Source organism: Paenibacillus marchantiae (assembly GCF_028771845.1).
GTDB classification, from domain to species: domain Bacteria; phylum Bacillota; class Bacilli; order Paenibacillales; family Paenibacillaceae; genus Paenibacillus; species Paenibacillus marchantiae.
Map to the genome: position 1 here is coordinate 480,167 of NZ_CP118270.1, position 25,095 is coordinate 505,261.

General features: G+C 47.4%; 25 protein-coding genes. 1 reads left to right on the forward strand and 24 read right to left on the reverse strand.

All coding sequences use genetic code 11. The features are described from left to right. Positions 1-258: 258 nt before the first annotated feature. From PTQ21_RS02345 to PTQ21_RS02375, 7 genes are all read right to left on the reverse strand, one after another. Positions 259-1,017, reverse strand: a complete 759-nt coding sequence (locus PTQ21_RS02345) for a WecB/TagA/CpsF family glycosyltransferase (protein ID WP_274568678.1) — start codon at positions 1,015-1,017, stop codon at positions 259-261. A gap of 6 nt (positions 1,018-1,023) precedes the next feature. Beyond that, positions 1,024-2,178, reverse strand: coding sequence for a polysaccharide pyruvyl transferase CsaB (csaB, locus tag PTQ21_RS02350; RefSeq protein WP_274568680.1), 1,155 nt, complete (start codon positions 2,176-2,178; stop codon positions 1,024-1,026). Further along, positions 2,154-4,175, reverse strand: a complete 2,022-nt coding sequence (locus PTQ21_RS02355) for a DUF5693 family protein (RefSeq protein WP_274568681.1) — start codon at positions 4,173-4,175, stop codon at positions 2,154-2,156. The genes csaB and PTQ21_RS02355 overlap by 25 nt, the downstream gene beginning before the upstream one ends. A 239-nt stretch (positions 4,176-4,414) precedes the next feature. After that, positions 4,415-6,136, reverse strand: a complete 1,722-nt coding sequence (locus tag PTQ21_RS02360; RefSeq protein ID WP_163758053.1) for a phospho-sugar mutase — start codon at positions 6,134-6,136, stop codon at positions 4,415-4,417. Between the two features lie 57 nt (positions 6,137-6,193). Further along, on the reverse strand, positions 6,194-6,625 hold the full coding sequence (gene fabZ / locus PTQ21_RS02365) for a 3-hydroxyacyl-ACP dehydratase FabZ (protein WP_064641900.1): 432 nt from the start codon (positions 6,623-6,625) through the stop codon (positions 6,194-6,196). A 482-nt stretch (positions 6,626-7,107) separates the two neighbouring features. After that, positions 7,108-7,332, reverse strand: coding sequence for a DNA-directed RNA polymerase subunit beta (locus PTQ21_RS02370; protein ID WP_024632706.1), 225 nt, complete (start codon positions 7,330-7,332; stop codon positions 7,108-7,110). 12 nt (positions 7,333-7,344) lie between these two features. Beyond that, positions 7,345-8,184 (reverse strand): flagellar hook-basal body protein, encoded by an 840-nt coding sequence (locus PTQ21_RS02375; protein WP_072733622.1) that lies wholly within the window; start codon positions 8,182-8,184, stop codon positions 7,345-7,347. A 61-nt stretch (positions 8,185-8,245) separates the two neighbouring features. Here PTQ21_RS02375 and PTQ21_RS02380 point away from each other — a divergent pair, with 61 nt between their 5' ends. Next, complete coding sequence (locus PTQ21_RS02380; RefSeq protein ID WP_274568685.1) at positions 8,246-8,410, forward strand: hypothetical protein; 165 nt, start codon at positions 8,246-8,248, stop codon at positions 8,408-8,410. A gap of 413 nt (positions 8,411-8,823) precedes the next feature. Here the strand turns inward: PTQ21_RS02380 and PTQ21_RS02385 are convergent, their stop codons facing one another. The 17 genes from PTQ21_RS02385 to PTQ21_RS02465 form a co-directional block, all read right to left on the reverse strand. Beyond that, a complete protein-coding gene (locus PTQ21_RS02385; RefSeq protein WP_063567733.1) occupies positions 8,824-9,708 on the reverse strand; it encodes a flagellar hook-basal body protein in 885 nt (294 codons plus the stop codon). Positions 9,709-9,811: 103 nt separating this feature from the next. Next, positions 9,812-10,810, reverse strand: a complete 999-nt coding sequence (mreB, locus tag PTQ21_RS02390; RefSeq protein ID WP_063567732.1) for a rod shape-determining protein — start codon at positions 10,808-10,810, stop codon at positions 9,812-9,814. A 219-nt stretch (positions 10,811-11,029) separates the two neighbouring features. Continuing rightward, the gene (gene spoIIID / locus PTQ21_RS02395) at positions 11,030-11,317 is read right to left on the reverse strand and encodes a sporulation transcriptional regulator SpoIIID (RefSeq protein ID WP_024632710.1); all 288 of its coding nucleotides are present in this window, start codon (positions 11,315-11,317) and stop codon (positions 11,030-11,032) included. Positions 11,318-11,489: 172 nt separating this feature from the next. Then, positions 11,490-12,227, reverse strand: a complete 738-nt coding sequence (locus tag PTQ21_RS02400) for a M23 family metallopeptidase (protein WP_063567731.1) — start codon at positions 12,225-12,227, stop codon at positions 11,490-11,492. A 788-nt stretch (positions 12,228-13,015) separates the two neighbouring features. Continuing rightward, on the reverse strand, positions 13,016-14,362 hold the full coding sequence (spoIID, locus tag PTQ21_RS02405; RefSeq protein ID WP_274568697.1) for a stage II sporulation protein D: 1,347 nt from the start codon (positions 14,360-14,362) through the stop codon (positions 13,016-13,018). Positions 14,363-14,823: 461 nt separating this feature from the next. Beyond that, positions 14,824-16,170, reverse strand: a complete 1,347-nt coding sequence (gene murA / locus PTQ21_RS02410) for a UDP-N-acetylglucosamine 1-carboxyvinyltransferase (RefSeq protein ID WP_083678749.1) — start codon at positions 16,168-16,170, stop codon at positions 14,824-14,826. A 520-nt stretch (positions 16,171-16,690) separates the two neighbouring features. Next, positions 16,691-16,948, reverse strand: a complete 258-nt coding sequence (locus PTQ21_RS02415; RefSeq protein ID WP_062321714.1) for a DUF1146 family protein — start codon at positions 16,946-16,948, stop codon at positions 16,691-16,693. 603 nt (positions 16,949-17,551) lie between these two features. Beyond that, entirely contained in the window at positions 17,552-17,956 is a 405-nt protein-coding gene (locus tag PTQ21_RS02420) for a F0F1 ATP synthase subunit epsilon (RefSeq protein ID WP_062321712.1), read from the reverse strand. Between the two features lie 59 nt (positions 17,957-18,015). Further along, positions 18,016-19,419 (reverse strand): F0F1 ATP synthase subunit beta, encoded by a 1,404-nt coding sequence (gene atpD / locus PTQ21_RS02425; protein ID WP_063567728.1) that lies wholly within the window; start codon positions 19,417-19,419, stop codon positions 18,016-18,018. A 94-nt stretch (positions 19,420-19,513) separates the two neighbouring features. Further along, positions 19,514-20,386: an ATP synthase F1 subunit gamma gene (gene atpG, locus PTQ21_RS02430; RefSeq protein ID WP_063567727.1), complete on the reverse strand. Its 873-nt coding sequence runs from the start codon at positions 20,384-20,386 to the stop codon at positions 19,514-19,516. 168 nt (positions 20,387-20,554) lie between these two features. Continuing rightward, positions 20,555-22,069, reverse strand: coding sequence for a F0F1 ATP synthase subunit alpha (gene atpA / locus PTQ21_RS02435; protein ID WP_063568357.1), 1,515 nt, complete (start codon positions 22,067-22,069; stop codon positions 20,555-20,557). A 16-nt stretch (positions 22,070-22,085) separates the two neighbouring features. After that, positions 22,086-22,634, reverse strand: coding sequence for a F0F1 ATP synthase subunit delta (locus tag PTQ21_RS02440; protein WP_064641894.1), 549 nt, complete (start codon positions 22,632-22,634; stop codon positions 22,086-22,088). Next, a complete protein-coding gene (gene atpF / locus PTQ21_RS02445) occupies positions 22,631-23,119 on the reverse strand; it encodes a F0F1 ATP synthase subunit B (protein ID WP_063568355.1) in 489 nt (162 codons plus the stop codon). Before atpF ends, PTQ21_RS02440 begins: the two co-directional genes overlap by 4 nt. A 114-nt stretch (positions 23,120-23,233) precedes the next feature. Beyond that, positions 23,234-23,458, reverse strand: coding sequence for a F0F1 ATP synthase subunit C (gene atpE, locus PTQ21_RS02450; RefSeq protein ID WP_062321699.1), 225 nt, complete (start codon positions 23,456-23,458; stop codon positions 23,234-23,236). A gap of 76 nt (positions 23,459-23,534) precedes the next feature. Beyond that, entirely contained in the window at positions 23,535-24,353 is an 819-nt protein-coding gene (gene atpB / locus PTQ21_RS02455) for a F0F1 ATP synthase subunit A (protein ID WP_063568354.1), read from the reverse strand. 41 nt (positions 24,354-24,394) lie between these two features. Next, positions 24,395-24,775 (reverse strand): ATP synthase subunit I, encoded by a 381-nt coding sequence (locus tag PTQ21_RS02460; RefSeq protein ID WP_063568353.1) that lies wholly within the window; start codon positions 24,773-24,775, stop codon positions 24,395-24,397. Beyond that, complete coding sequence (locus PTQ21_RS02465) at positions 24,768-25,022, reverse strand: AtpZ/AtpI family protein (RefSeq protein WP_063568352.1); 255 nt, start codon at positions 25,020-25,022, stop codon at positions 24,768-24,770. The genes PTQ21_RS02460 and PTQ21_RS02465 overlap by 8 nt, the downstream gene beginning before the upstream one ends. Positions 25,023-25,095 lie beyond the last annotated feature (73 nt).

Here is a 25,095-nt window from a genome sequence, read left to right on the forward strand (position 1 = left end):
CGGAGAGGGCAGAAATAACCTGTAGAAGCGAAGCGTTCGCCTTTATCACGAGATTTCAACCTTAGAAAGGTTGATAAAAGAAATCCAGGGATAACAGCGATCAAAAGGTTATTCTGACATCGGAGTGGCCATGTGCAACTAAAAGTTTTTATTTGAGTGGCACACATGTAATCCGGAATGAATTATACGCTGATCACAGGCGAAATGCCAACCTCAATTTTTAGCAAAAACGTTCATTTTACGCGTAATAGCCTAATTTTAACGGACTTTAGTCACGTTTTCTTTGTCCCGCATCACTTTGACAGCGAATTTCGGAAGCGCAAGCATTCGGCCAGCCCGACTAGGTTCGCGAAGCAGACGATAAAACCATTCCAGTCTTAACTTTTGGAACACTTTAGGTGCACGTTTGGATTTGCCCGAAATCACATCAAAGCTGCCTCCAACCCCCATGGTAACGGGAACTTGAAGCGCATCTTTGTACTTGTGAATCCACGGTTCCTGCGTGTCTGCCCCACGTGCAACAAACAGCAGATCAGGTGCAGCTTCACGGATGGAAGCGACAACCTGCTCGTCCTCAGCCGGACCAAAATAACCGTCGCGATAACCTACAATTCGAATCGCCGGATATTGCTCTTGTAACCGAACTGCCGTTTCTTGAATCACCTCAGGTGTGGAACCGAGCAGATACACGCCCCACCGATAGTTTTCTCCAACACGCAGCAATTCATGTAAAAGATCAAATCCAGGCACCCGCTCTGCCACAGGCTCCCCACAATAATTGGCAGCCCATACAACACCTGTTCCATCGGGAACAATCATTTCTGCAGATTGCATAACCTTCATCATCGTTGGATTCTCCAGCGCGGCCATGACCATGATGGGATTGGCTGTGATGACTTGGTGCGGCTGCTTCGTGAGCACAGCTTCGCGAAGAACGTCCACCGTTTCTTTCATCGTTAGTTTGGAAAAAGGAATACCATAGATTGAAACGGTAGGTATTGGTCCGGTCTGATTCATCTTATTTCACCCTTTGCGGCCTAAATATTTAATAATTTGCTGAGCAGGCACTTTGGCTTCCTGCTTCAATTCGGTGATGCCTTCTTCATGTTCCTTCAGCCACTGTGAACGCTGATCCAACAGGTTAGCCACCGTCTTCGCCAGTTTATCCCCATCCAGCGCATCCGTACTGCCCACGGTTTCACTATCCAGACGCAGCATGAATTGATCAATCTTCGGATCATACGAGATACCAACGGGTGGAACATACTGCGAAGCTGCATAGATTAGACTGTGCAGACGCATGCCGATAACGACATCACAATTGCTGACTTCCTGCAGCATCAGCTGCGGATCTGTGAGATCCTTGGTAATGCTTACTTCGCTACCGTTGTTACCGAGGTCACCGAGCATTTCCATGACAAACCTTGAAGCCTGCTCATCAATCGGTAAGTGAAATGGCATAAAGCGCAAGTGAACGGCTTTTTTGGAGCAAAGCTTCTTAAGTCCAGCAGCAATCGCTGTAAGCTCTTTACGATCCGACTCCCAGAAACGTACCGAAACGCCGATCACAGGGAGTTTGTTATGAACGCTTGCTCCTTGAGCATTAACCGCGACTGAACTTACTTCTTCCGCATTGGCTTCAGGCAGTGGCAGACCCATCACCGGGTCAGGGACCACATGAATCTGATTCCACTGCAATCCGAGCCCACGTAAGTATTCAGCGGATTGTTCATCACGTACAGATACATAGTTGCAAGCCTTAAAGACCGAACGAATCATCGGATTGAACATTTTGCGATTTACAGGTCCAATGCCCTGCGCATAAATAAATGTTGGTTTTTTCAACCACTGGGCCAGTTTGATGACCCCCAGGTAGTAAGGGATGGATTTCAGTCCGGTTGCATCCTGCAGCAGACTTCCTCCCCCACTAATTAAACCATCACTTTCCTTGATCGCTTCGCGAACCTCCTTCAACTTCATCCGATGTACTGAACGTACACCGTACATTAAAGTGGTCGACTCCGGGTCACCGGAGAGCACAATCGGCTCAATCGTGACATTCGATCTGTGACTCTCCTCTTCCAGCGCCGTCAAAATTGACTTTAGTACCGCTTCGTCTCCGCTGTTGCGGAATCCGTAATACCCCGAGATGACTAACTTTTGAGAAGTGGTGACCATTTTTTCCAACATCCTTCCGCTACTTGCCACACACCCACAGCAACGATACCGAAGATTAAGCCAAGTCCCAATCCCATCACTCCACGAATGAGTGACAATACAGCTGGCGTATGGATATGCGCGAACGTATCCACCATGGACAATTGTCCAATTGCTGCAATAATGAGCACAAAGATGACTTTACGATATTTTAAAGCGGCGAACACGCCAACGATAAACAGCGGGTGTCCCAGCATAAATTCTTTGAATCTTGGCCGCACGCCGAATGTATCTTCCAGCGTTGTACGTAGGAACATCTCGAACGGTGTAACCGAACCCGAGTTGCCTGTACGGCTCAAATAATAGTATCCAACCACAGCAGCAACCAGTGCCAACACAACCATCAATACGTTAATCGGTGTACGAAGAATATCCTTAATTTGTTTAATGGAGAACGTACCCGAACCACGGTAAAACACAATATATATCGCTACCAGCGCCATAGGTGCAAAGTGCAACAGGCTAACGCCTCGGAACTGGTTGATAACCAGACTGTACGTAATGCTGTTCAGCAATGCGATGACAAAAGGCACCGCCAGGAACGACAGAATCGATGTTCTTACATATAAGAATAACGTTTGTGCCAGTCGACGCCCCGCAGGCGCGTCTGGCTGACGCTGTTGCTGATAGTTCACTGTACGAACCGCCAGCACCATCGCAATGGTTGGCGCACTAATGGCTACCAGTAATGCAATTCCTTGCTCCAGCAACGTCGGTTTGAGCAAGAATAACCCGGCACTACCCACCAGAGCCAGTGCAAATACCAGCAATGTCAGCAGTGGTACAAAATATGAAACCATAAGCGTAATCATTGCGATTGCACCAATCAAGGCAACCAGCTTAGCATAACGCTGAATGGAAGAATCCTTAACCGTGAACGCTTCAGCTTGTCCGAGTTCGAAGCCGTGTTTACCCATACGTTCAATCGCATGACCTGGCTCACCCAAACTATTGATCAGATTATCAATTGGATTGGTGATCATGGCTTTGGCCGTATTCCGACTTGGCGAAGCATTCATATAGATCATACGAATGTTGCGGTCTTTAGTAGCCAAAACAAAACGGTCAGCAATGGTGTCTACATCCAGATTGGCATCCCCGTCACTTAAGGAGTACAGACGAGTTACATTGTAGTCAATTTTATATGAGAGAGTCTCAAAACCGGATTGTGGTTTCTTCAAATTCTCAATAGCTGCCAGTCCAATATGGTGCTTGTTCAGCAACTGGGCAAACATATCGATACTCTTCATCTCTGCATTATCATTGTACCCTTTCACAGCATCACCATCAAACAAGATGCGCTTTACCCCATTCTCTTCGAAGAAGGTAAGCAGGCGTTCCATGGATTCCTGATTATAAGGCACACTGTCTGAGATCCGTGGCAAAATGTAAAATCCTTTATCACGCAGCATCTTCACGGCAACCGGATCTGGTTGCAAAGGCTGCATGTTGGCGTTCTCCGGTGGAGTCTGCAATATTAAGCCGCTACGACCTTCATATTCCCATGGAAGCACAGGAATCTCCCGATCGGCGAACGTTTGTTCAATGATAGGGGTATACGTTTGTGCATTTTCCTCATTTGTGAACAGCACATACGTGTAATTATCGTTAGCAGGAATGACATTTTTGGTCATGTTAGCAAGGTCCTGCCCGTTATATATCATCAGACGGCGAGACTTCTTCAACTCATCCAGTGTACTTTCGAACACCGCCATGGTTGTCACTCCGGCGTCTTTCAAACGAGTCAGTTGTTCGTTCATGAAGTCTTGCGGATGGGCCTGATAAGCCGAGATATCCAATAGCCCCCGATAATTGAAGACAAGCTCCACCTTTTTGGCGGAAGATTCGGTCTGCACCCGATCACTGATGACAGGGATGGAAGCAATCAAACCGATAATGACAACAATCCACAGCCACTTCCGTGAAGCGGTATTCCAATAAAGCCATTTTTGACGCACTACATGTACCTCCTCAAGTGTTGGAACCAAATGCACGTTCAGCTCATGATTTTCATTGCAAAATAGTGAATAAATACCGGATACAAACAGCTTGTGTCAACAAACGTGCATCTATCCGCAATTCATCCAAAATAGAAGTAGACATTTACCCTTTTTACCTAAAAGAAAAGCCCCTCCGCCAACCAACCTTACGGTGCGGAGAGGCTTTCTCATGTTCTTGCTCAGTACTGCATTCGTATTTATTGTGCGTCTACACGCGTCATCACCGTAGTAGCCAAACGCTCAATACGGCTTTCGGCGTCTTCCAAGTTCTCTCCGCGCACAGCGAAGTATACTTTGATCTTCGGTTCTGTTCCCGAAGGACGCAGGCAGAACCATGATCCGTCTGCCAAAATAAATTTTAGAACGTTCTCTTTAGGCAAGCCATCCAAGCCAAGGGAGTAATCCAGCACATCTTGTACAGCGATGCCGGCTACTTCTTGTGGCGGATTAGAACGCCAGTCGGTCATTTTCGCCTGAATTTGAGCTACGCCATCCTTGCCTTTCAGCGTACGGGACTCCAGCTTCTCCAGGAAATATCCGAATTGGCTGTACAGCTCTTGCAGGACATCATAGAGCGTTTTGCCTTGGTTTTTATAATAAGCAGCTGCTTCAGCAATTAGCATTGCAGCCAGGACTGCATCCTTGTCACGTGCGTAGCTGCCTGCCAGGTAACCGTAGCTCTCCTCATAACCGAACAAGAACGTATGACTGCCGGTTGCTTCGAACTGGTTCATTTTTTCACCGATATATTTAAAGCCTGTCAGGGTGTTCATCACTTCTGCACCGTAATGCTCAGCAATGACCGCTCCCATCTCGCTTGTTACAATCGTTTTGACAACTGCACTGTTCTTCGGCAGCTTACCTGTCTCTTGCAAACGACTCAACACATAATGCACCATGATCGCTCCGGATTGGTTACCCGACAGTACGAAATACTTGCCATCCTTATCTTTCACTACTGCACCCATGCGGTCTGCATCCGGATCTGTACCGATCAGAATGTCCGCACCCACAGATTCACCCAGCTTCATTGCAAGCGTAAATGCTTCGCGCTCTTCAGGGTTAGGGGATTTCACTGTGGAAAATTCAGCATCAGGCTGTTCTTGTTCTGCGACAATGTGAACCTGCTCAAAACCGATCTGTTCCAACACACGACGTACAGGCACATTACCTGTTCCGTGCAGTGGAGTGAAGACGATTTTGAAATCACGGCCGACGCCGGATTGAATCAGGTCACGACTGAGACTTAGGCTGGCAACGGTATCAACAAATGCCTGATCTTCCTCTTCCCCAAGCCATACGAGCAACCCTTGAGCTTCGGCTTCTTCCTGCGTCAGCTTTTTCACATCCGCGAGGGAAGGAACTTCCTGAATGTATTGAATGACTTTCTCTGCTTCGTGTGGTACCAGTTGGCCACCCTCATGGTTGTACACTTTGTAGCCATTGTATTCAGGAGGATTATGACTCGCCGTCACCACAATACCGCCGGTTGCTTGCAGATGACGTACACTGAAGGAAAGCTGAGGCGTAGGACGCAGGGATGTAAACAACTTAGCCACAATGCCATTTCCAGCCAGAACCAAGGCAGCATCCAGTGTGAACTCAGGTGAGAAATGACGGGAATCATGCGCGATCACAACAGAAGGTTTACCTTCTTTGTCACCATGCTGCTCCAGCAAATAACGGGCAAACCCTTGCGTTGCACGACCCACGGTATAACGGTTCATCCGGTTGCTTCCCGCTCCGATCACACCACGCAATCCACCTGTACCAAACTCTAGATTTCTGTAAAAACGATCCTCCAGCTCTTTCGGCTGATCCTGCAAATCACGAAGCTCCTGTTTCGTCGCTTCATCAATCGAAGCATCCTCCAACCACTGCTGCAATGTTTGTGCTGCTGTTGTGCTTAACTGTTCCATTCCTGCAAACCCCTTCCTTCTATATAAAATTCAATTAAATGCTGAACTATACAATCCTTAGCTTGGGTCAGACAGTGCGAACATGATTTCGCCTTCAGCTACCACTTTGTCGCCCACTTTGGCTGTAGCCTTGCCTTTACCAATTGAACCTTTGAGACGCGTAATTTCCACTTCCAGCATCAACGTATCTCCAGGCACAACTTGTCCACGGAATCGAAAATTGTCCAGTCCCGCCAAAAAGCCGATTTTGCCTTTATTGCCTTCCAAATTAAGAATAGCTACTGCACCAACCTGTGCCAGAGCTTCTGTAATCAACACACCCGGCATTACCGGATACTCTGGAAAATGACCAATGAAGAAAGGTTCATTAATGGTTACATTTTTCAAACCAACGGCACGTTTGCCATCCTCTATCTCTAAAATCTTGTCCACCAAAAGAAACGGGGGACGGTGTGGGATAATCTCTTGGATCTGTTTGATATCGAGCACAGTATAATCTCCTCTCGGGATGTTTATATGAGAATTCTCCATCATAAAGTTCTCATGTGCGCACAGGTGACCGTTACGGTTACGGATCGTTCTTTCGATCGCTGTTGTTTCCGAATGTTTCTGAACTATTTTCAGATGGATAACATTCGGAAACAAAGGCGAGCGCTTCGCTTCTTTCAAACGATTCCGTTCCCTCCACTGACTTTAGTGCGGACATGGGAAATCTGATTATGATCAAGTCGGGCCTCATATAAAAGGTTTTTAATTTTAATGTTGTATGAAAAGCATATTTTCGGTTAACACTAGTTATATCCTTCATGACTGCAGTAGTGAAGGTTGAGATAAGGGGTCTCTCTTCGCGATGACGAATGTCTTTCGCAGGGGAGGCCTCTTTTGACGTCAAACGTCATCCATCATTATACTGTTTTCAACGCCAAAAAGAAAACTCCTGCCTGCGCAGGAGTTTTGCATATATCGTTCATCTACGGAGCGAACACCAAATCATATACATGTTCCCATGTACTCCACTGCAATACGGAACCGATATCCTGTTTGCCCAGTACCACGTAGCCAGCCACCAATCCGCCAGCGAGGGCAAGAACAAGCAGGACCGGAACCAAAAACCATCTTGCGATGCGCCATCCACTCTTCTTCTTCTTGACTTTCGTCTTATCCGGCTTACTGTTCTGCTGCTGTGTATCTGTCATCACATTCACCTTTTATGCTCTCATATTGTTGGCAAGACCCGCCATGGAATCACTGGATGTCAGCGCACGTGCCGCCAGTTGGTAAGTCCGCTGTCCTTGCATCAACAAAGCCATCTCTTGTGTCAAATCCACGTTGGATTGTTCAATGTAGCCTGCACGGATCATGGCTGTTGCTTCACGTGTAGCTGCATTAGCTCCAAATACATCATCCTCGGTCAGACCCGCATCCAGACCAAACAGATTATCCGCATACTGCACAAGCCCTTCCGGGCGCTCGATATCTACGAGTTGCAATTGGGCTCCAATCGTTGCATTGGCTTCATTGCCACGACGGATCAACAGATTGCCTTTTTCATCAAATGCAACCTTGCTGTTATTCGGTGCCGTAATGCGATTACCTTGACGATCCAATGCAAAGTGGCCTTCGCCATTGACCAATACCATCATGTCTGGCGCATTGGGATTCGTTTTGGGTCTAGTATCAGGGACAAAATGGAATGCACCCTGACGCGTCCACATTTTCTCACCATTCGCTTCAACGGCGAACATCGCATTGCCTTCAATCGCCAGATCGGTAGGACTACCTGTCTCATTGAGCGTACCCTGACTCATATCCTTTGTCACATCAGCCAAACGTACACCAAACCCAAGGTTGTATCCCATCGGGGTCGAGCGTCCATCCAGCTTGTACTTGTCCGGTTGCTGCTGCACACGTGTCAGTACATCTTCGAAGGCTGCTTGCTTACTCTTATAGCCTGCCGTATTCACGTTGGCAATATTATCGGAAATGACATCCAGACGCTGCTGTATTCCGGTCATGGAGACCATTGCACTAATCATGGAATTATTCATTCGGTGGTTACCCTCCCTGGTTCTACCCTCCCAAACCCTCCCTGGTAGGGGAGGGCCCCAGATGGCGCTGCCCTCTGGACTCCCGAAAACAGGCGGAGTGGGTGCGTGGGGTACGATCTTGCTAAGTGACGGTGGTGTGTGTGCGCCGCGACTGCCGGGCTATGATTCCCACCATAGTTTCACATGGCTGAATCATAGCCCGGCACGCTCTTTATGCGGCGTGTAGCTCCGCGTGGTCTCTCCTTGCTTTGCTTCGCAAAGGACTGTCGAGACCGTCGCTGCGCTCAGCTTAATGCTGCGCAATCCTCGCATAAGCTCGGCTGCGGTTAGGCTTTTGCGCTCCGCGTGGTCTCTCCCTGCTTTGCTTCGCAAAGGACTGTCGAGACCGTCGCTGCGCTCAGCTTAATGCTGCGCAATCCTCGCATAAGCTCGGCTGCGGTTAGGCTTTTGCGCTCCGCGTGGTCTCTCCCTGCTTTGCTTCGCAAAGGACTGTCGAGACCATCGCTGCGCTCAGCTTAATGCTGCGCAATCCTCGCATAAGCTCGGCTGCGTTTAAGCTTGCGCTTCGCGTGAGCCTCTCTGCTTTGCTTCGCAAAGGGCGTTTGGCTCTCCGCTACGCGGCTATATTATACGTTGGCGTTATACACGCCCAACTTCATTGACGGCTTTATCCAGACTGCGGTCGTAGAATTGTACGACCTTCTGGTTCGCTTCATATGCACGGAATGCTGCGTTCATATCTACAGTTGCCTGTGATGCATCCACATTCGAACCTTCCAGGTAGCCCTGACGGATCTGCACATTATCACCGGCAGCCATCATCCGAGCGGTTGCTCCATTCTGATCATTCAGGCTGAAATTACCATCGCCTTGACGTACCAGTTGGTTGGGTTGATCGATGACACTGATTCCCAATGTAACACCTGTGGGTGCACCCGTCTCTGCATTAACAAGACGACCTTGCTCATCCACTTTAAATTGGTCTACCGAGCCTGTCAATACAACAGGTTGTCCATTATTATCCAGAACTTGTGAACCTGTTGAGCTGAGCAGCTGTCCAGTTCCTGTAACCTCGAAGTGACCATCACGTGTATATCTTCTGTTGCCTTCTGCATCCTGTACTGTAAAATACGCCTGAGGTTGGTAAGTTACCGTGCCATCAGCTCGTACAAATTTGCCTGAACCGTCAAACGGGACAGGTTGTCCTGTCTGTGGATCATTCACGGCCAGATTGGACGAAATGGCAAAATCACTCTTTTGCCCACTTTCCATAATGGCTCCCTGCAAATTCATGGACAAACTTTCTTCCGCGAACACACCTGTGTTCAGCTTGCCCAGCCGCTTTGTCGGAAGATTGGCATCTCCGCCTACCAAAGTAATGAGCATTTCCGGGAAAGAACGGCTTACGCTGTTCACTTGTTTATATCCCGTTGTGTTCATATTTACGATGTTCTGCGTTGCGGTGTCATGGCGGCGTTGTTGCGTAATCATTCCCGCGGTAGCGGTGTACAGACCTCTTAACATGTATTAACCCCTCTCCTCAAGCGCTTGTCCTGCATTACAGGATGGCTACTTGTCCGTTCTGCTTCCCGAGCTTGGGCGAACCTTTGCTTTTTATATCGGCAGATTAGAACTTTTTCTTAACTACTTGATCCAAATTATTCAACATAATGCCTGTTCCCTTCACGACACAATGCATCGGATCCTCTGCAACCCATACCGGTACATGCAATTCATTGGACAACAGTTCGTCCAGTCCGTTCAGCAAAGCGCCTCCACCTGTCAACACGACACCTCGGTCAATAATGTCTGCCGCTAATTCTGGTGGCGTCCGCTCCAATACCGACTTGGCTGCCACGATAATAGATTGCACGGAATCCCATAGCGCCTCTTGCACTTCATTTCCCGACACCGTTACGGTAACAGGCAAACCGGATACCATATCCCGTCCGCGAATGTCCATCTCTGTTTGACGACCACCCGGATGCACGGAACCAATCGCAATTTTGAGATCTTCGGCTGTACGTTCACCGATCATGAGCTTGTATTTGGCTTTTATAAACTTGGTAATCGCTTCGTCGAACTTGTCCCCTGCGACTTTAATAGAAGAGGCGGTGACTACGTCGCCCATAGACAGGACTGCAACGTCAGTCGTTCCGCCGCCGATATCCACGACCATATTGCCGCTCGGCTGAAAAATATCCATCCCCGCACCGATCGCTGCCGCTTTCGGCTCTTCTTCCAGAAATACTTCTTTGGCACCGCTGCGCTCAGCAGCTTCACGGATAGCCTTCTGCTCCACGGAAGTAATGTTGGTTGGTGCACAGATCAGAATACGCGGGTGACTGTACCAGCTTCTTGCCCCCACACGATTAATGAAATGTCTAAGCATTGCTTCCGTAATCTCGAAGTCCGCAATAACACCGTCACGCAGCGGTCTAATGGCAACAATGTTACCTGGAGTACGCCCCACCATACGACGCGCTTCTTCCCCAACAGCAAGGACCCGCTTCGTATCGCTTTCAATGGTCACGACGGAAGGTTCATCGAGGACAACCCCACTTCCTTTCACGTGAATAAGCACGTTCGCCGTGCCAAGATCAATACCGATATCCTTGCTAAACATAAAAGAGCCCCCAAAGTGATATTATTTGGTCAGCGTATCCTGTGAAAAAGAGTCCCTTATCACGTCACCGCTCGTTCGACAAAGTGCAACATATATATGTAAAAATTGGACTGATAAGATGTCATAATTCGATCCTGTACCAGCTTTTAACATATCATACTTCAGGGGAGGGATTCAATGCATGTGTGAGCTTTTTGGCCTACGTCTTTCCGCAGGTCTCTACGATTTAGCGGAAGCCAGCACCTCGCGTTTTTTACCGCTTGTTTTTTTGTATTTAATTTTGGTCGCTTCACCGCCCCGCAAATGACGGATGGACTTGTGATACTCCAGAATGTGTTTCACCTGGTCAGCAAGATCAGGGTTAATTTCCGGCAGACGCTCCGTCAGATCCTTATGCACAGTACTCTTTGACACGCCGAATTCCTTGGCTATGGTACGGACCGTATTCCTCGTCTCAACAATGCAGCGACCAATTTTTATGGTCCGTTCCTTGATGTAATCGTGCACGCTCCCGCCTCCCTACTGTGTGGATAGTTTGGTACATTATATGAGGAGCATGCCTATATATTCGCGGTTTAAAGGTGTGACAAGCTTCGAAGGTCCCATTATTTTCTGAAAAGCACAAAAAGAGCAGAGGAGAATTCCCTCTGCCCGTCATGTTGCTGCGGTAAAAATCATTTTATTTTTCCGGAAGATATCCTTGCGGGTTAACCGGTTGTCCGTCTTCGTAAACTTCAAAGTGAAGGTGGTTGCCCAGCGTTTTTTCCAGTTCATTAACGCCAGCCGATGCAATTGCATCTCCTTGCTTCACTTCATCATCCTGTTTCACTTTGACGTCAGCCAGGCTTTGGTATACGGTTTTGAGGTTATCACTGTGTGTGATTTCCACAACTTGACCTGTCAGCGGGTTTTGTTCAACCCGGGTAACTTTTCCGCCGAGTGCTGCTTTGACTTCGAACGTTTTGTTATCCCCACGTGCCAGATCTACACCCGTGTTCGGAATAAATGTGTCATTGTACTGCACCATCGCTGCTTCATGTTCCTCAGTTGAAGCTTCGTTGTCATAGAAAGGTTTTACTACCGAAATTTCGGACGGAACCGCTACCGGCCATACAAAATTCTCCGACTTTGCAACAACTTCCACACTTTCCTGTTCTCCGTTAACCGCTGTTCCTTCTGTACCCGATGCGCCCGTTTCTACTACCCCACTTGTAGGGTCCGAGTTCAGCGTTTTGTCGCCTGTGCCCTGATAGACCCACACTAAGGTTAGTATAATGCCTGCTGCTGCGATGTAGGCTGCCGGGAAGACCCAACGTTTGGACATTGCTCTTTTCCATGAAGAGGGCTGGCTAGCCGGTACTCCTTGAGTTGTTTTAGGAGTTTCTTCTTGGCCTGTTTTTTTGTTTTGTTCATTCATCTTAATCACCTCAGTAACAAGTGTTACCGGGTGCAACTCTTTTATACACGCGCGACTCTAATTATTTTCACAGAACTTTCAAAGAGTGCTATATAAGGCGAAAAAGGGGGATACACTGGACCACTCCGCGCGCAGAACAACCTTTCGGCCGCTGTTACTCCCAGATTTCTTTCTATCACCTTCTTCAAAGGTGAAATCCGGGAGTAAAGGCGGACGCTCCGCTCCTACAGCTTTTTTCTGCTCTCTCCGTTCCGGTGTAACTATTAATTGCAACTGATATAGCCAAGTTTTGAAAGCTCAGGAAGGGGTTGCTGGTAGAGAAGCCTGGATTGCTGTAATAGCCAATCCTTCTAAGAAGTGAGTTCATTAGCTGAAAGCAACATGATATAGGCTGTGATTCGTTAATACCGATTTAAGGAGCCATAGGTTCGTTAAAGTGAGATGAGAGATTAGCGAGGCCGCGGCACTAATGACTGTTCCATCTAACATCATGCTTAGTTAATGAAATTTTCTAACGAACTCAGGTGGCCTTATTGATGGAAAAGTCGCAACCTGGAGATTCTAGCGAACCTTAGGCACGCTAATTACTCTTTTTGGCGCTTTATCGGCTCCATTTCGTGATATGTCATGATATAGCGCTTCTGAGATTCGTTAGCTTCTCAAACGTACACCGAGAGTAGGAAAACTGCACAGTTCCACTTCACTGTTAAACTGTTGTTAATCTGTTCGTCGTTTTACATCTGTTAATAATCTATTGCTCTATCCTTATCCAACCGTATTCATGTTTCCTACTTTGAAGCCAGCATCTTGGATGCCTGTCCGAAGGAGATGCCTGTGTAGTAGTGTTTGAGAATCTGGGTCGCGGTGTGACCCTCTTGTGCCATGCCGTTGGCTCCCCACTGGCTCATGCCGACTCCATGACCGTATCCATACGTTGTAATCTGAACCTCATCTCCATCGGTCTTCCAGCTGAACTGGCTGGATCGAAGCCCAAGCAACTTTCGAGCCTCCGGTCCGCTAAACGTTTTACCTGCAATCTGTATCTCCTTGATCCGATGGCCTTCCGTTGTAGACAATACTTCCATCCAACCACCGCTCTGCTGCGCGCTCACAGGGATGGCATTCGCCCCCAGATTCAACTTCTGGAGAATCTCACTGCGCTTCATCGTGATGGTTTCCTCAAAGCCCGGAGCTAGGTTTTTATCCCACGGACTCGCTACACTTTGCAAATAAGGTACAGGGTTCCCCCATACATCCTCTGCATTCTCAGTATAACCATTACTTGTAGAGAAAAAGGATGCGGTAATCGCCTTACCTTGATATGTCATGACGGAATCCTTGCTTTCGCGGACAGCCTGCTGCAGCTTCTCCCATTCCTTCGCTTTCCCCAGACGCGTCCAGTCCGCTTTTACTTGTTCTGGTGGTATGAACACCTGATGACTCACGGTATCTGTTACATCGGCTTCTCCTGAAGGTACACCGCTTGTATCGTTGGCTGCCAGCCTTCTCACGATAAATGTCCTTGCAGCGATGGCCTGTGCCTTCAGAGCTTCCAATCTGAACTCAGCTGGCATCTCGGCAGCGACAACTCCGGTAACATAATCTTCAAGTGGAAGATTCATCGTCGTACCGGTTGCAGACAGGTACACCCTTACTTGAGGTTCAGGGTAGGTAACAGGTACAGCTGGAGAAGGTGCTGGAGTCGTTACACTGCCTGTACCTGGTGGGACCGGGATCGGTTTAACCGGATCATTCGTCCGCGGCCAGACCAGAATGGCGGGGATCAACAGCGCAAGTGCAAGCACTGCCGATACAGCCGCCGCTGGCTGCCAGCGAGTATTGTTCTTTCCCCATCTGCGGCCTCGGCCAAACGTACGCATTCGGCGGCGCTTCACACGACGAAACTGGTCTAATTCAATGACAGGCATGTGTATACGTGCCGCAGTGTGTTGAGCTGACTCCTGTTGGGAGCTAGGCCGTCTAGTACATGTTGTTACGGGCTCATCTGGAACAGTTCTGATGTTCGTTGAAGCAAGCTTGTCTTTTTCCACACCGAAACCAGCAATCTCTTCTGGCTCCTTCACTAGTGGACGAGGGACAAGAGGTACCTTAACCTGCACACGGGCTTCTTTCATTTTGATATAACCCTCCGTTGTCCATGGCCGGTCAAGCGCCGGTCCTTTTGTTCAAATCCATAGTTTAGGGTATGAGCTGGCTGGATCTGATAGAACCTGATTTAAGAGAAACGAAGGCATTCCATATGTGGCGATTTCTAACTTACTTCTGCTATGTATCATTAAAAAACATTGATCTGTCGCGGAATCCGTTTCCATAAGGTACCACCCGTTCCTCCAAAAGCATGCTCTTTCATTTGTTCAGAATTGGTACAGAATATGATGTTATGCTATATAAGTTAGGACCAGCTATTAATAGAATCAGGTACTGATTCAATGGATCGTTGAACACAAAAAAAAGCCAAGCCAGATGGCTTAGCTTTTGATCTGAATTTAAATGACAGCACGCATGCTCTCGTATCCGCAATATACAATGATGTGTGATTCATATTAGAGAGCAATGCCTATTGTCCAATTCGATGTTATGCCCAGGTCGGTTGTACTTTGAACAGCGGTACTTCTTCCCCGACTTTTTCATTCGATGCTTTAACTGCATCCAGCTTAGGCTCTTCAACCGAAATACGATAAATATCGGCTCCAAGTCCGTTAAGCTTCTCAGCGAGATGTACGTAGCCACGGTCGATGTGATGAACACCACCCACTTCCGTTGTACCTTCAGCAACAAGACCCGCGATAATAAGTGCGGCACCCGCACGCAAATCGGTAGCAGTTACTTTGGCACCCTTCAGCTTGGCATTGCCCGTGATGATGGACGAACGTCCTTCAACTTTGATCTCCGCATTCATCAATTGGAATTCATCCACATGCATGAAGCGATTTTCAAAAACAGTCTCTGTTACAACACTGGTTCCCTCAGAGGCAAGCAAAAGCGCCATCATTTGGGATTGCATATCGGTAGGGAAACCTGGGTATGGTAATGTTTTCACATCCACAGCCTTGAGCGGACGATCCGCAATGACACGAACGCCATTCTCGTCAGGATGAATGGTTACACCCATCTCTTCCAGCTTCGCAATAACAGAACCTAAGTGGTCTGAAATCGCACCTTCGATATACACATCACCACCGGAGATTGCAGCAGCAGCCATATAGGTACCCGCTTCAACCCGGTCAGGAATGACGGTATGCTTCACGCCAGACAGTTTCTCCACACCTTCGATGCGGATGACTCCTGTTCCAGCACCTCGTACTTTGGCACCCATTCCATTCAGGAAGTTGGCAAGATCCACGATTTCTGGTTCTTTTGCCGCATTCTCAAGAACAGTTACACCTTCAGCCAATGTTGCAGCCATCATAATATTTTGAGTGGCACCTACAGAAGCCACATCTAGATAAATTTTCGCGCCACGCAACCGTCCTTGGCTACGAGCTTCTATATAGCCTTGGCCCAAGCTAATCTCAGCGCCCATGGCTTCAAAACCTTTCAAATGCTGATCAATAGGCCGTGTACCGATGGCACATCCACCAGGAAGCGAAATTCTTGTATGACCCATACGCGTCAACAATGGCCCCATGACCAGAAATGACGCCCGCATTTTACTTACCCATTCATATGGTGCCTCACAGGAAGTAAGTTTCTCCGCATTTACGGTAATCACTTCGTCCCGGTATGTAACACCCGCTCCCAGCGATTCCAACACCTTGTTAATCGTCATCACATCGTCTAGAGGAGGAGCGTCAATAATAACGCTTTGTCCTTCTTCCCCTAAGAGAGAGGCAGCGATGATCGGAAGAACAGAATTTTTAGCGCCGCTAACTTTGACACTTCCGGTCAACCTTTTGCCACCGCGGACGATAAATTTGCTCATCATGGTTCCCTCCGCGCTTTTATTCCCTTTTCTTCATTCCGGAATACGTAAGCCCTTCTGTAATAGAAAAGACTGTTGCTGTGTGTGGAATTTCGACATAGCCTGGCAAATAATGCCCTTGATGTCTATTCAGAAAAGAATTGGTTTATGATCCATATCGATGATACCACGTGCGTTGCATGATGCCCTCCGACTTGTAAATGTAATGCCTTACAGGCCAGCAAACATCTGAACAGACAGATTGGGATGATTAGTAGCCGGATTCAACCGGATATCCCGTTTATAACCACAAAATAAGTGAACAATTGTGAATTCCCTAACTTCCATCATAACATTGTTGAATTGTACGATACAAGCATTTTTACATAAAACATCTCAAATTCATCCAATTCCACGTCACACTTTTTTCTTAATTTCTTTGCCGACAACTCATACTCTAATTGTTAACACAATTAATCGATGTTATTCGACATTACACTGCTTGAAGAACCTAACAGATGATTAACCAACCATCTCAACATTAAAACAAATGGCGCAACATTTGTGTCCATGACAAATAGTCAATGACAAAGCCTGAAACAGCATGCCCAAGTATAATGGCCAACAGTAAATGTAACAGTCTTCCCTGTGCTCCTCGTGGCTGCCTGATGATTAAATCCAGCTTGAGATTCTGCAAAGCCCACCACGACAACGCTATACATAAAAGAGAGACGATAATCGAAACTAAGCCATTCGTACTTAATGTCTGGTTCAACTGATTTGTCAGGTCAGTATCCATATATTCATTACCTCCACATTTGTTGCAGCGATCAGCATAATTATGCCTGGCATCCATAACTTGTTAGAACAATGGAATGACTTGAACACAACGTACTGAGCCTACTGTCAGACTTACTCCTGCTATGCAGGAAATCTGGATGCCCAATCACGGAGCAGCAACAATCTGGCTGTGAATGACTATGGAATTCATCAACGCAGCTTCCTGCATCTGCTGACTCTATGGAATATAGGCTCTTTCATCATACATTGTCAATTACATTGATTTCCACTTTGATAATATTTTAAATTCAAAATGCCGGGATTTTGTGACTAAAACGACATAAAAGAGCGTTATTTCGATATCGATCCTGTCATTTCCTCGGAAATAATTTGGATTTCCGTCGTTAAAAATGGTTCCAACAGTGATCATTATCGCCACGACTTTAGTCCTACATTCTATTCAACTGCCCATAAACGGTGAATACAATTAACTTTATTTGCCGTTAAATCAAGAGCTTCAACCGAAGAAAATGACCATATATTTTACTGTAACTGGAAAAGGAAACGTTCCAAAAACTCAAAAAAGCCCGGCAGACTAAGCCGCCAGGCTCCAGTGAACAGTTTATTTGCCGTATACGTTGATCCGGTTAACCGCTTTTTGCAGAGCAATCTCTGCCCGACGGTGATCAAAATGATCCTGATTGCTTTGGCTGCTGAGACGGCGTTCTGCCCGCTCTTTCGCCGCACGCGCACGGTCCACATCGATACTTTCCGGGAATTCGGCACTTTCTGCGAGGACAACAACCTTATCTTTACGGACTTCGATAAAACCGCCGCCAATAGCGACCTGCTTGTTCTGTTTTCCGTTTTTGATAATGATTGGTGCGATCTGCAATGGTGTAACCATAGGGATGTGACCTGGCATAATACCCAGTTCCCCTTCAACACCACGAACGATGATACTATCCACTTGCTCTGTAAATACCAAACGCTCAGGCGTTACAATTTCCAACAAAAAGGTGCTCAATTCCATCCCTCCTGAAACTATCCGATAGCTCGCTTCATAAGGACAATCCTGGATTCAGATTATACCAGTGTTTTGGCTTTCTCCACTGCCTCTTCAATTGTACCCACGAAGAGGAAAGCTGCTTCCGGAAGATCGTCATGCTTGCCTTCGAGAATTTCTTTAAAGCTGCGCACCGTTTCTTTAACCGGAACGTATTTACCCGGAATACCGTTAAATGCTTCAGCAACGTGGAATGGCTGGGACAAGAAACGTTGAATTTTACGAGCACGGTAAACGAGCGCTCTGTCTTCTTCACTCAGCTCGTCCATACCCAGAATCGCAATAATATCCTGCAATTCATTATAACGTGCCAAGATACGCTTAACGCCTTGAGCTACGTTGTAATGCTCTTCGCCTACAACTTCAGGGGACAAGATCCGGGAGCTGGATGCCAGCGGATCTACCGCAGGGTAGATACCCATCTCGGAAATTTTACGTTCCAGGTTCGTCGTTGCGTCCAAGTGGGCAAACGTCGTTGCTGGAGCCGGGTCAGTATAGTCATCCGCAGGCACGTAGATGGCCTGGATGGATGTTACGGAACCTTTTTTAGTCGAAGTGATACGTTCTTGCAGTTGACCCATTTCCGTTGCCAGCGTTGGTTGGTAACCTACCGCGGAAGGCATACGTCCGAGCAAGGCAGATACTTCTGAACCTGCTTGGGTGAAACGGAAGATGTTATCGATAAAGAGCAACACGTCACGGCCTTCTTCATCACGGAAGTATTCCGCCATAGTCAGACCAGTGAGGGCTACACGAAGACGTGCGCCTGGAGGCTCGTTCATTTGTCCGAAGACCATTGCTGTTTTGTTGATAACGCCGGAATCACTCATCTCGTGATACAAGTCATTACCTTCACGTGTACGCTCACCAACACCCGCGAATACGGAGATACCGCCGTGTTCTTGTGCGATGTTGTTGATCAATTCCTGAATCGTTACGGTTTTACCTACACCGGCACCACCGAAGAGACCGATTTTACCACCTTTGGCGTAAGGAGCCAACAAGTCGATAACTTTGATTCCTGTCTCCAGCATTTCAGCCTGGGTAGTCAGTTCATCAAATGCAGGAGCCGAGCGGTGAATCGGATTTTTATGTGCAGCAGCTACAGTGCCGCCAGTATCAATGGCTTCGCCGAGTACGTTAAATACACGACCCAGTGTCGCTTCCCCAACAGGTACAGAGATTGGAGCTCCTGTATCTACGGCTTCCATACCACGAACGAGTCCGTCCGTGGAGGACATCGCGATACAACGTACCCGGTTGTCACCCAGATGTTTCGAAGCTTCGAGTGTCAGATTAACACTTACGCCAGCTTCGCTTACTGTAGTGATCGTAATGGCATTGAGGATTTCCGGCAGACCGCCGCGATCAAACTCGACGTCAACAACCGGACCCATGATGCTCACAACGCGTCCTTTGTTCATCTTAACGTTCCCCTCCTACAAGCCTGCTACTTTTGCAAAAATAATGTACCGTTCATTTATCTTTGCTCTGCAAGCCTTCATTAATAAAAAACGGTTAGCCTTGTGCTGCGTTGGCACCTGCCACAATTTCCGTAATCTCCTGCGTAATCGCCGCTTGACGGGCACGGTTATAGGTCAATGACAAGTCATTAATGAGTTTAGATGCATTTTTGGTTGCATTACCCATGGCTGTCATTTTCGCACCCAGCTCACTCGCTTTACCGTTCAGAAGAGCACCATAGATCAGCGTTTCCGCATAACGCGGAAGCAAAACCTCCAGTACTGCTTCAGGAGACGGCTCATACTCGTAGCTTGCAGTCGGTCCTTCTGCAGCAGTTACCTCAGGTGTTTCCATCGGAAGAAGACGTTCTACCGTAGGAATCTGGGTCAACGCATTTACAAAGCGGTTATAACAAATGTACAATTCATCAAATTTACCCAATTCAAACCCTTTAACAGCTTCGTGTGCGATGGATTTGATATCTGCAAATGATGGCGAATCGGAAAGATCCGTTGTAGTGGATGTCATCGCCATTTCACGCCGTTTGAAATAATCACGTCCCTTACGTCCAATGACGAACAATTCGTAGTCATTCTGAGAGTTGTGCTTTTCTTTGAGTGTCAGGTTGACCTGACGCAAAATATTCGCATTGTAACCACCCGCAAGACCGCGGTCCGATGTAATAACCAGATAAGCTGTCTTTTTGACCGGACGACTTTCCAGCATCGGATGCTGAACCCCTTGCGTGCTTTTTGCAATACTTGCCACAACTTCTTTCAGCTTCTCCGAATAAGGACGAGCTGCTTCCGCTTTTTCCTGCGCTTTACGCAGTTTTGCGGCAGCTACCATTTCCATTGCTTTGGTGATCTGCTTGGTGCTTTGTACGCTTTTAATTTGCCGCTTTATTTCGCGCATGCCTTTTGCCATGATTTCACCACCTCAAAACTTTGGCGAGCCAAAGTTACTTCGTAAGCATTCACTAGTTTTGACATAGTCAAAACTACTTCGTAAGCATATTGAAACTTTGATAGATCAAAGTTTTACATGCAGACATGCGGAATCGGTTAAACAACTCCGCAACTGCATATCATCTATTTAGACAGAGACAGCAAAGCTCTTTCTGAACTTCTCAATAGCATCTTTCAGAGCGGATTCATTGTCTGCAGTCAATTCTTTTGTATCACGGATAGACCCGAGAATTTCCGGATGGCTGCTCTCCATGAACGCGAGGAACTCACCCTCGAAACGAGTAACATCACCTGTAGGAATCTCATCCAGGAACCCTTTAACCGCTGTGTACAAGCTGACTACCTGTTGTTCTACAGGCAGAGGCTGGTTTACACCTTGCTTCAGGATTTCCATCATACGAGCACCACGATTCAGGCGGGCCTGAGTCGCTTTATCCAGATCGGAACCGAACTGGGAGAACGCTTGAAGCTCACGATATTGAGCGAGGTCGAGACGCAGGGAACCTGCAACTTTTTTCATCGCTTTGATCTGAGCAGAACCACCAACACGGGATACGGAGATACCTACGTTGATCGCCGGGCGTTGTCCAGCATTGAACAAGTCAGCTTCCAAGAAGATTTGTCCGTCCGTAATGGAGATTACGTTCGTCGGAATGTAAGCAGATACGTCGGAAGCTTGTGTTTCAATGAACGGCAGTGCGGTTAAAGAACCACCACCAAGCTCATCATTCAGCTTCGCTGCACGCTCCAGCAAACGAGAGTGCAGGTAGAAGACGTCACCCGGATAAGCCTCACGGCCCGGTGGACGGCGAAGCAGCAAGGAAAGCTCACGATATGCGGAAGCTTGTTTGGTCAAGTCATCGTAGATAACCAAAACGTGCTCACCTTTGTACATAAAGTACTCACCCATCGAACAACCGGAATACGGTGCGATGTACAACAATGGTGATGGGTCAGATGCTGCTGCAGTTACAACAATCGTGTACTCCATTGCGCCTTTACGACGAAGAGTTTCTACGACTTGTGCAACTGTAGATTGTTTTTGACCGATAGCAACATAGATACATTTCATGCCGCTGCCTTTTTGGTTCAGGATGGCATCAATCGCGATTGATGTTTTACCTGTTTGACGGTCACCGATGATCAACTCACGTTGTCCGCGACCAATTGGAACCATTGCGTCAATGGCTTTAATCCCTGTTTGCATCGGCTCATGAACCGATTTACGATCCATTACGCCTGGTGCTTTACCTTCAACCGGACGGAATTCCGTTGTAGCGATTGGCCCTTTGCCATCCACTGGAATACCGAGCGGGTTAACAACGCGTCCAATCAATGCTTCGCCAACAGGCACTTGCATGATTTGACCGGTACGTTTTACTTGGTCGCCTTCACGAATATCATAGTAAGGTCCCAGGATAACGATACCGACGTTGCTCTCTTCCACGTTCATGGCGAGACCCATAACACCGCTTGGGAATTCAACCAACTCGTTGGACATGACATTCTCAAGTCCGTAGACACGAGCGATACCATCACCAACCTCAATAACCGTCCCGACTTCGACTACATCGATATCGTTCTTGTATTGTTCGATCTGGCTCTTAATTAATGTACTGATTTCTTCTGGTTTGATACTCAAGTGTCCTCACCCCAATCTACTGTACTCGTCTGTTAAAAGACTGCTCAAGACGTTCAAGCTTGCCAGCCAAGCTACCGTCATAGATCGTATCGCCAATGGCAACTTTCAATCCGCCCAGCAAAGTCGGATCGACAATGTTCTCGATACGGATCTTTTTATTCACACGGCCACCGAATTCACGGGCTACCGCTTCTTGTTCTTCATCATTCAAGGCATAAGTCGAGTACACGCGTGCATCGGCTATGCCGAGCGATTCGCCCTCGATCTTCACATAATCATTCAGCAGAGCTTCCAGCAGTTCAACGCGTCCACGCTCAATCAAAAGCAAGACGGTTTTCAGAACAGGTTCAGACACCTTGCCGTCAAGACTTGTGCGAAGTACATTCTGTTTTGCCTCTTCAGAGATGTTGGGTGACTCGATAAATTTACCGATTTCCGCATCACCAGTGATGGCAATTACAACAGTACGTAGCTCTTGTTCAACTTCAAGCACCTTCTGCTGTCCGAGAGCAACTTCAAACAATGCTTTCGCATAACGCTTAGCAACAATCGTATCGCGGCTCATTGTCGGCCTCCTACCTCATTGAGGTATTGGTTCACAAGCTCCTCTTGTGCAGGACCGTTCTCAACTTCTTTTTTGATCAGCTTGGAAGCGATTTGAACGGAAGCTGTACCCAGTTCGCTGCGAAGGGCTGCAACCGCTTTGTTCTTCTCGCTCTCAATCTCACGCACAGCATCGTCTTTCAGGCGATTCGCTTCTGCTTTTGCATCCGCCAGAATCGTTTCAGCCTGTTTGCCGCCTGTTTGTTTGGATTGTTCAATGATGTCATAAGCATCTTTACGCGCTTTTTCAAGAGCCTGCTTCTGTTCCTCAACATAGGCAATAGCCTGATCCCGCGTTTGGGCAGCCTCATTCATTTGCGCCAATACGAGCTCACGACGTTTTTCCATAATGGAGAAAAGTGGACCAAATGCATAACGGCTAAGCAGCCAATATAAAATACCAAATGCTATAATCGCCAGAACTGTATTTTCCCATACGAAATTCAATCTGTTCACTCCTTCCTGAAGGTATCCTCAGGCCGCAACTCCGGTTTACGGACGCTACCTAAAAAGAAGGCGCGGATGGCTGTGGCCTTCCCCGCCAAACCTGCACTGATTTTATTAAGCCGCTCCGTAGAACATGAACGCGAGTACTACACCGATGATCGGCAATACCTCGATCAAACCTACACCGATAAACATTGTTGTTTGAAGAGTGGATTTTGCTTCCGGTTGACGTGCAATACCTTCCACCGTTTTGCTAATTACCAAACCGTTACCGATACCTGCGCCAAGTGCGCCCAATCCTGCAACAATTCCTGCTGCCACTAATGCCATTGCTCCCATTTGTATATCCTCCTTAGAATGTTCGTTCAAATTTTATAGTTCAGCCCTACAGGTTTAACCGTATTGGACCTGAATCTTAATGTTCCTCATGCGATTCGACGGTTTGTGATATGTATACCATCATCAAAACCGTAAATACGAATGCCTGTATGGCTCCGATGAAAATACTGAATCCCTGCCATGCCGTCAACAGCGGAATTGCTGCAATTGCGCCAATCCATTTGAATGCTGTAAGTTTCATAATCGTGGAGATCAGAACCTCACCTGCAAAGATGTTGGCGAACAAACGCATACCGTGTGTCAACAACTTGGATGCCGTCTCCACAATGTTGATTGGGAAGAACAGCCAGTGTGGTTGGAAATAATGCTTGAGATACGCTTTGGTGTTACGGAAAAGTCCCAATCCATGCGCGATAGCAAATGCGATCAACGCTAGACCCATGGTTACCGAAAGGTCAGCCGTAGGTGATTTCCACCAGGCAACTTCGATATGTGGATGAGCTTCAGGATTCTTCTCATGAGCTTCATGGAACGCTTCTTGGACGGAGACAATTGGCTTGCCAAAGATTTCAGCTTGGCTTGCATCCGTAGCCCCAGTTACAAAGCCCAAAGGGAGACCCAACATGTTTCCCACAAAGATAAACATAATCATTGTGGTTGCCAAGGTAAGGAAATGCTGCCCCTTCTTCATGTCCATCGTGCTCGAGATCAGGTTACGTACAAACTCAATCGCCCACTCTAGGAAGTTTTGCATTTTGCCCGGATTTTCCACTGACAAGTTCCGCGTAGCCAGTTTTGCAACAATAAATACAATGGCGGATGTTACGATCAGCATCAGCAGAACAGACAAATCAAGATGGAACCCACCCAGGTTAATTATCGGAGATTCATGCATATTTTTCTCACCCCTTTCTCATTCGAAAGCTTGCAGCACCACTATGAGTCTGCTTTGCGGGACAACAATATCCCTATAAATAGTAAGGAAAATTGCGCTATGACCAAGCCAACTACAACCGCATATAAATTGAAGTATTGCGGATACTGCATCGCCACGAAAACAGCGAGTACTGCGAGAGCTGCTCTAGTCAAAAATCCCAGGTTCACACGCTTAAGGTTTCCTTCCGCTGCACCATCCAACATTCTCCTGACTTTGCGACCCAGATAAGACGCGTTGATCCAACTGATCACCGTTCCTAGGGCCAGTCCCAAAGCTATTGTTTCCACACGGGGCAGAAAGGCCGCTGCTAGAAAACAAATCATAAGAAAGTACATGATGAAAACAGTCATCCATCTGCGGTATCTGGTTAGTTCACTCATCACTTTCCCCCATGAATTTTTTCGCGATAAAGTAGATGCTTACGCCGCCTGCTGCCAAAAAAAAGAGAACGCTTACGGCGATCCATATTCCGCTACCCCCGATGGTCTTGTCCACCCAGGAGCCAACGTAATATCCGGCAACAGCGAGAATGGCAATCTCGATTCCAAAAGCTGTCACGAGCCCCATCGCTTTCCATACATTATCGTCATGGTTACGGGATGAATTTGGTTTGTTCGAATCGGCCATTTTCCACGCCACCCTTGCAATCCCAGTTAATTTTACTGAATGATGAGAGCCTTTGTCAATTGAATGATTTTAG

What these genes read in the sequence shown, in the direction of transcription:
- spoIID (WP_274568697.1), bottom strand. Translation starts at nt 14,362, where the DNA reads ATGAAAGAAGCCCGTGTGCAGGTTAAGGTACCTCTTGTCCCTCGTCCA.
- PTQ21_RS02360 (WP_163758053.1), bottom strand. Translation starts at nt 6,136, where the DNA reads ATGGAACAGTTAAGCACAACAGCAGCACAAACATTGCAGCAGTGGTTG.
- atpG (WP_063567727.1), bottom strand. Translation starts at nt 20,386, where the DNA reads ATGGCAAAAGGCATGCGCGAAATAAAGCGGCAAATTAAAAGCGTACAA.
- PTQ21_RS02415 (WP_062321714.1), bottom strand. Translation starts at nt 16,948, where the DNA reads ATGGATACTGACCTGACAAATCAGTTGAACCAGACATTAAGTACGAAT.
- PTQ21_RS02375 (WP_072733622.1), bottom strand. Translation starts at nt 8,184, where the DNA reads ATGAATAATTCCATGATTAGTGCAATGGTCTCCATGACCGGAATACAG.
- PTQ21_RS02385 (WP_063567733.1), bottom strand. Translation starts at nt 9,708, where the DNA reads ATGTTAAGAGGTCTGTACACCGCTACCGCGGGAATGATTACGCAACAA.
- atpB (WP_063568354.1), bottom strand. Translation starts at nt 24,353, where the DNA reads ATGCATGAATCTCCGATAATTAACCTGGGTGGGTTCCATCTTGATTTG.
- mreB (WP_063567732.1), bottom strand. Translation starts at nt 10,810, where the DNA reads ATGTTTAGCAAGGATATCGGTATTGATCTTGGCACGGCGAACGTGCTT.
- PTQ21_RS02345 (WP_274568678.1), bottom strand. Translation starts at nt 1,017, where the DNA reads ATGAATCAGACCGGACCAATACCTACCGTTTCAATCTATGGTATTCCT.
- murA (WP_083678749.1), bottom strand. Translation starts at nt 16,170, where the DNA reads ATGAGCAAATTTATCGTCCGCGGTGGCAAAAGGTTGACCGGAAGTGTC.
- PTQ21_RS02465 (WP_063568352.1), bottom strand. Translation starts at nt 25,022, where the DNA reads ATGGCCGATTCGAACAAACCAAATTCATCCCGTAACCATGACGATAAT.
- PTQ21_RS02380 (WP_274568685.1), top strand. Translation starts at nt 8,246, where the DNA reads ATGGCGCTGCCCTCTGGACTCCCGAAAACAGGCGGAGTGGGTGCGTGG.
- PTQ21_RS02400 (WP_063567731.1), bottom strand. Translation starts at nt 12,227, where the DNA reads ATGAATGAACAAAACAAAAAAACAGGCCAAGAAGAAACTCCTAAAACA.
- PTQ21_RS02370 (WP_024632706.1), bottom strand. Translation starts at nt 7,332, where the DNA reads ATGACAGATACACAGCAGCAGAACAGTAAGCCGGATAAGACGAAAGTC.
- csaB (WP_274568680.1), bottom strand. Translation starts at nt 2,178, where the DNA reads ATGGTCACCACTTCTCAAAAGTTAGTCATCTCGGGGTATTACGGATTC.
- PTQ21_RS02460 (WP_063568353.1), bottom strand. Translation starts at nt 24,775, where the DNA reads ATGAGTGAACTAACCAGATACCGCAGATGGATGACTGTTTTCATCATG.
- PTQ21_RS02440 (WP_064641894.1), bottom strand. Translation starts at nt 22,634, where the DNA reads ATGAGCCGCGATACGATTGTTGCTAAGCGTTATGCGAAAGCATTGTTT.
- atpE (WP_062321699.1), bottom strand. Translation starts at nt 23,458, where the DNA reads ATGGGAGCAATGGCATTAGTGGCAGCAGGAATTGTTGCAGGATTGGGC.
- atpD (WP_063567728.1), bottom strand. Translation starts at nt 19,419, where the DNA reads ATGAACAAAGGACGCGTTGTGAGCATCATGGGTCCGGTTGTTGACGTC.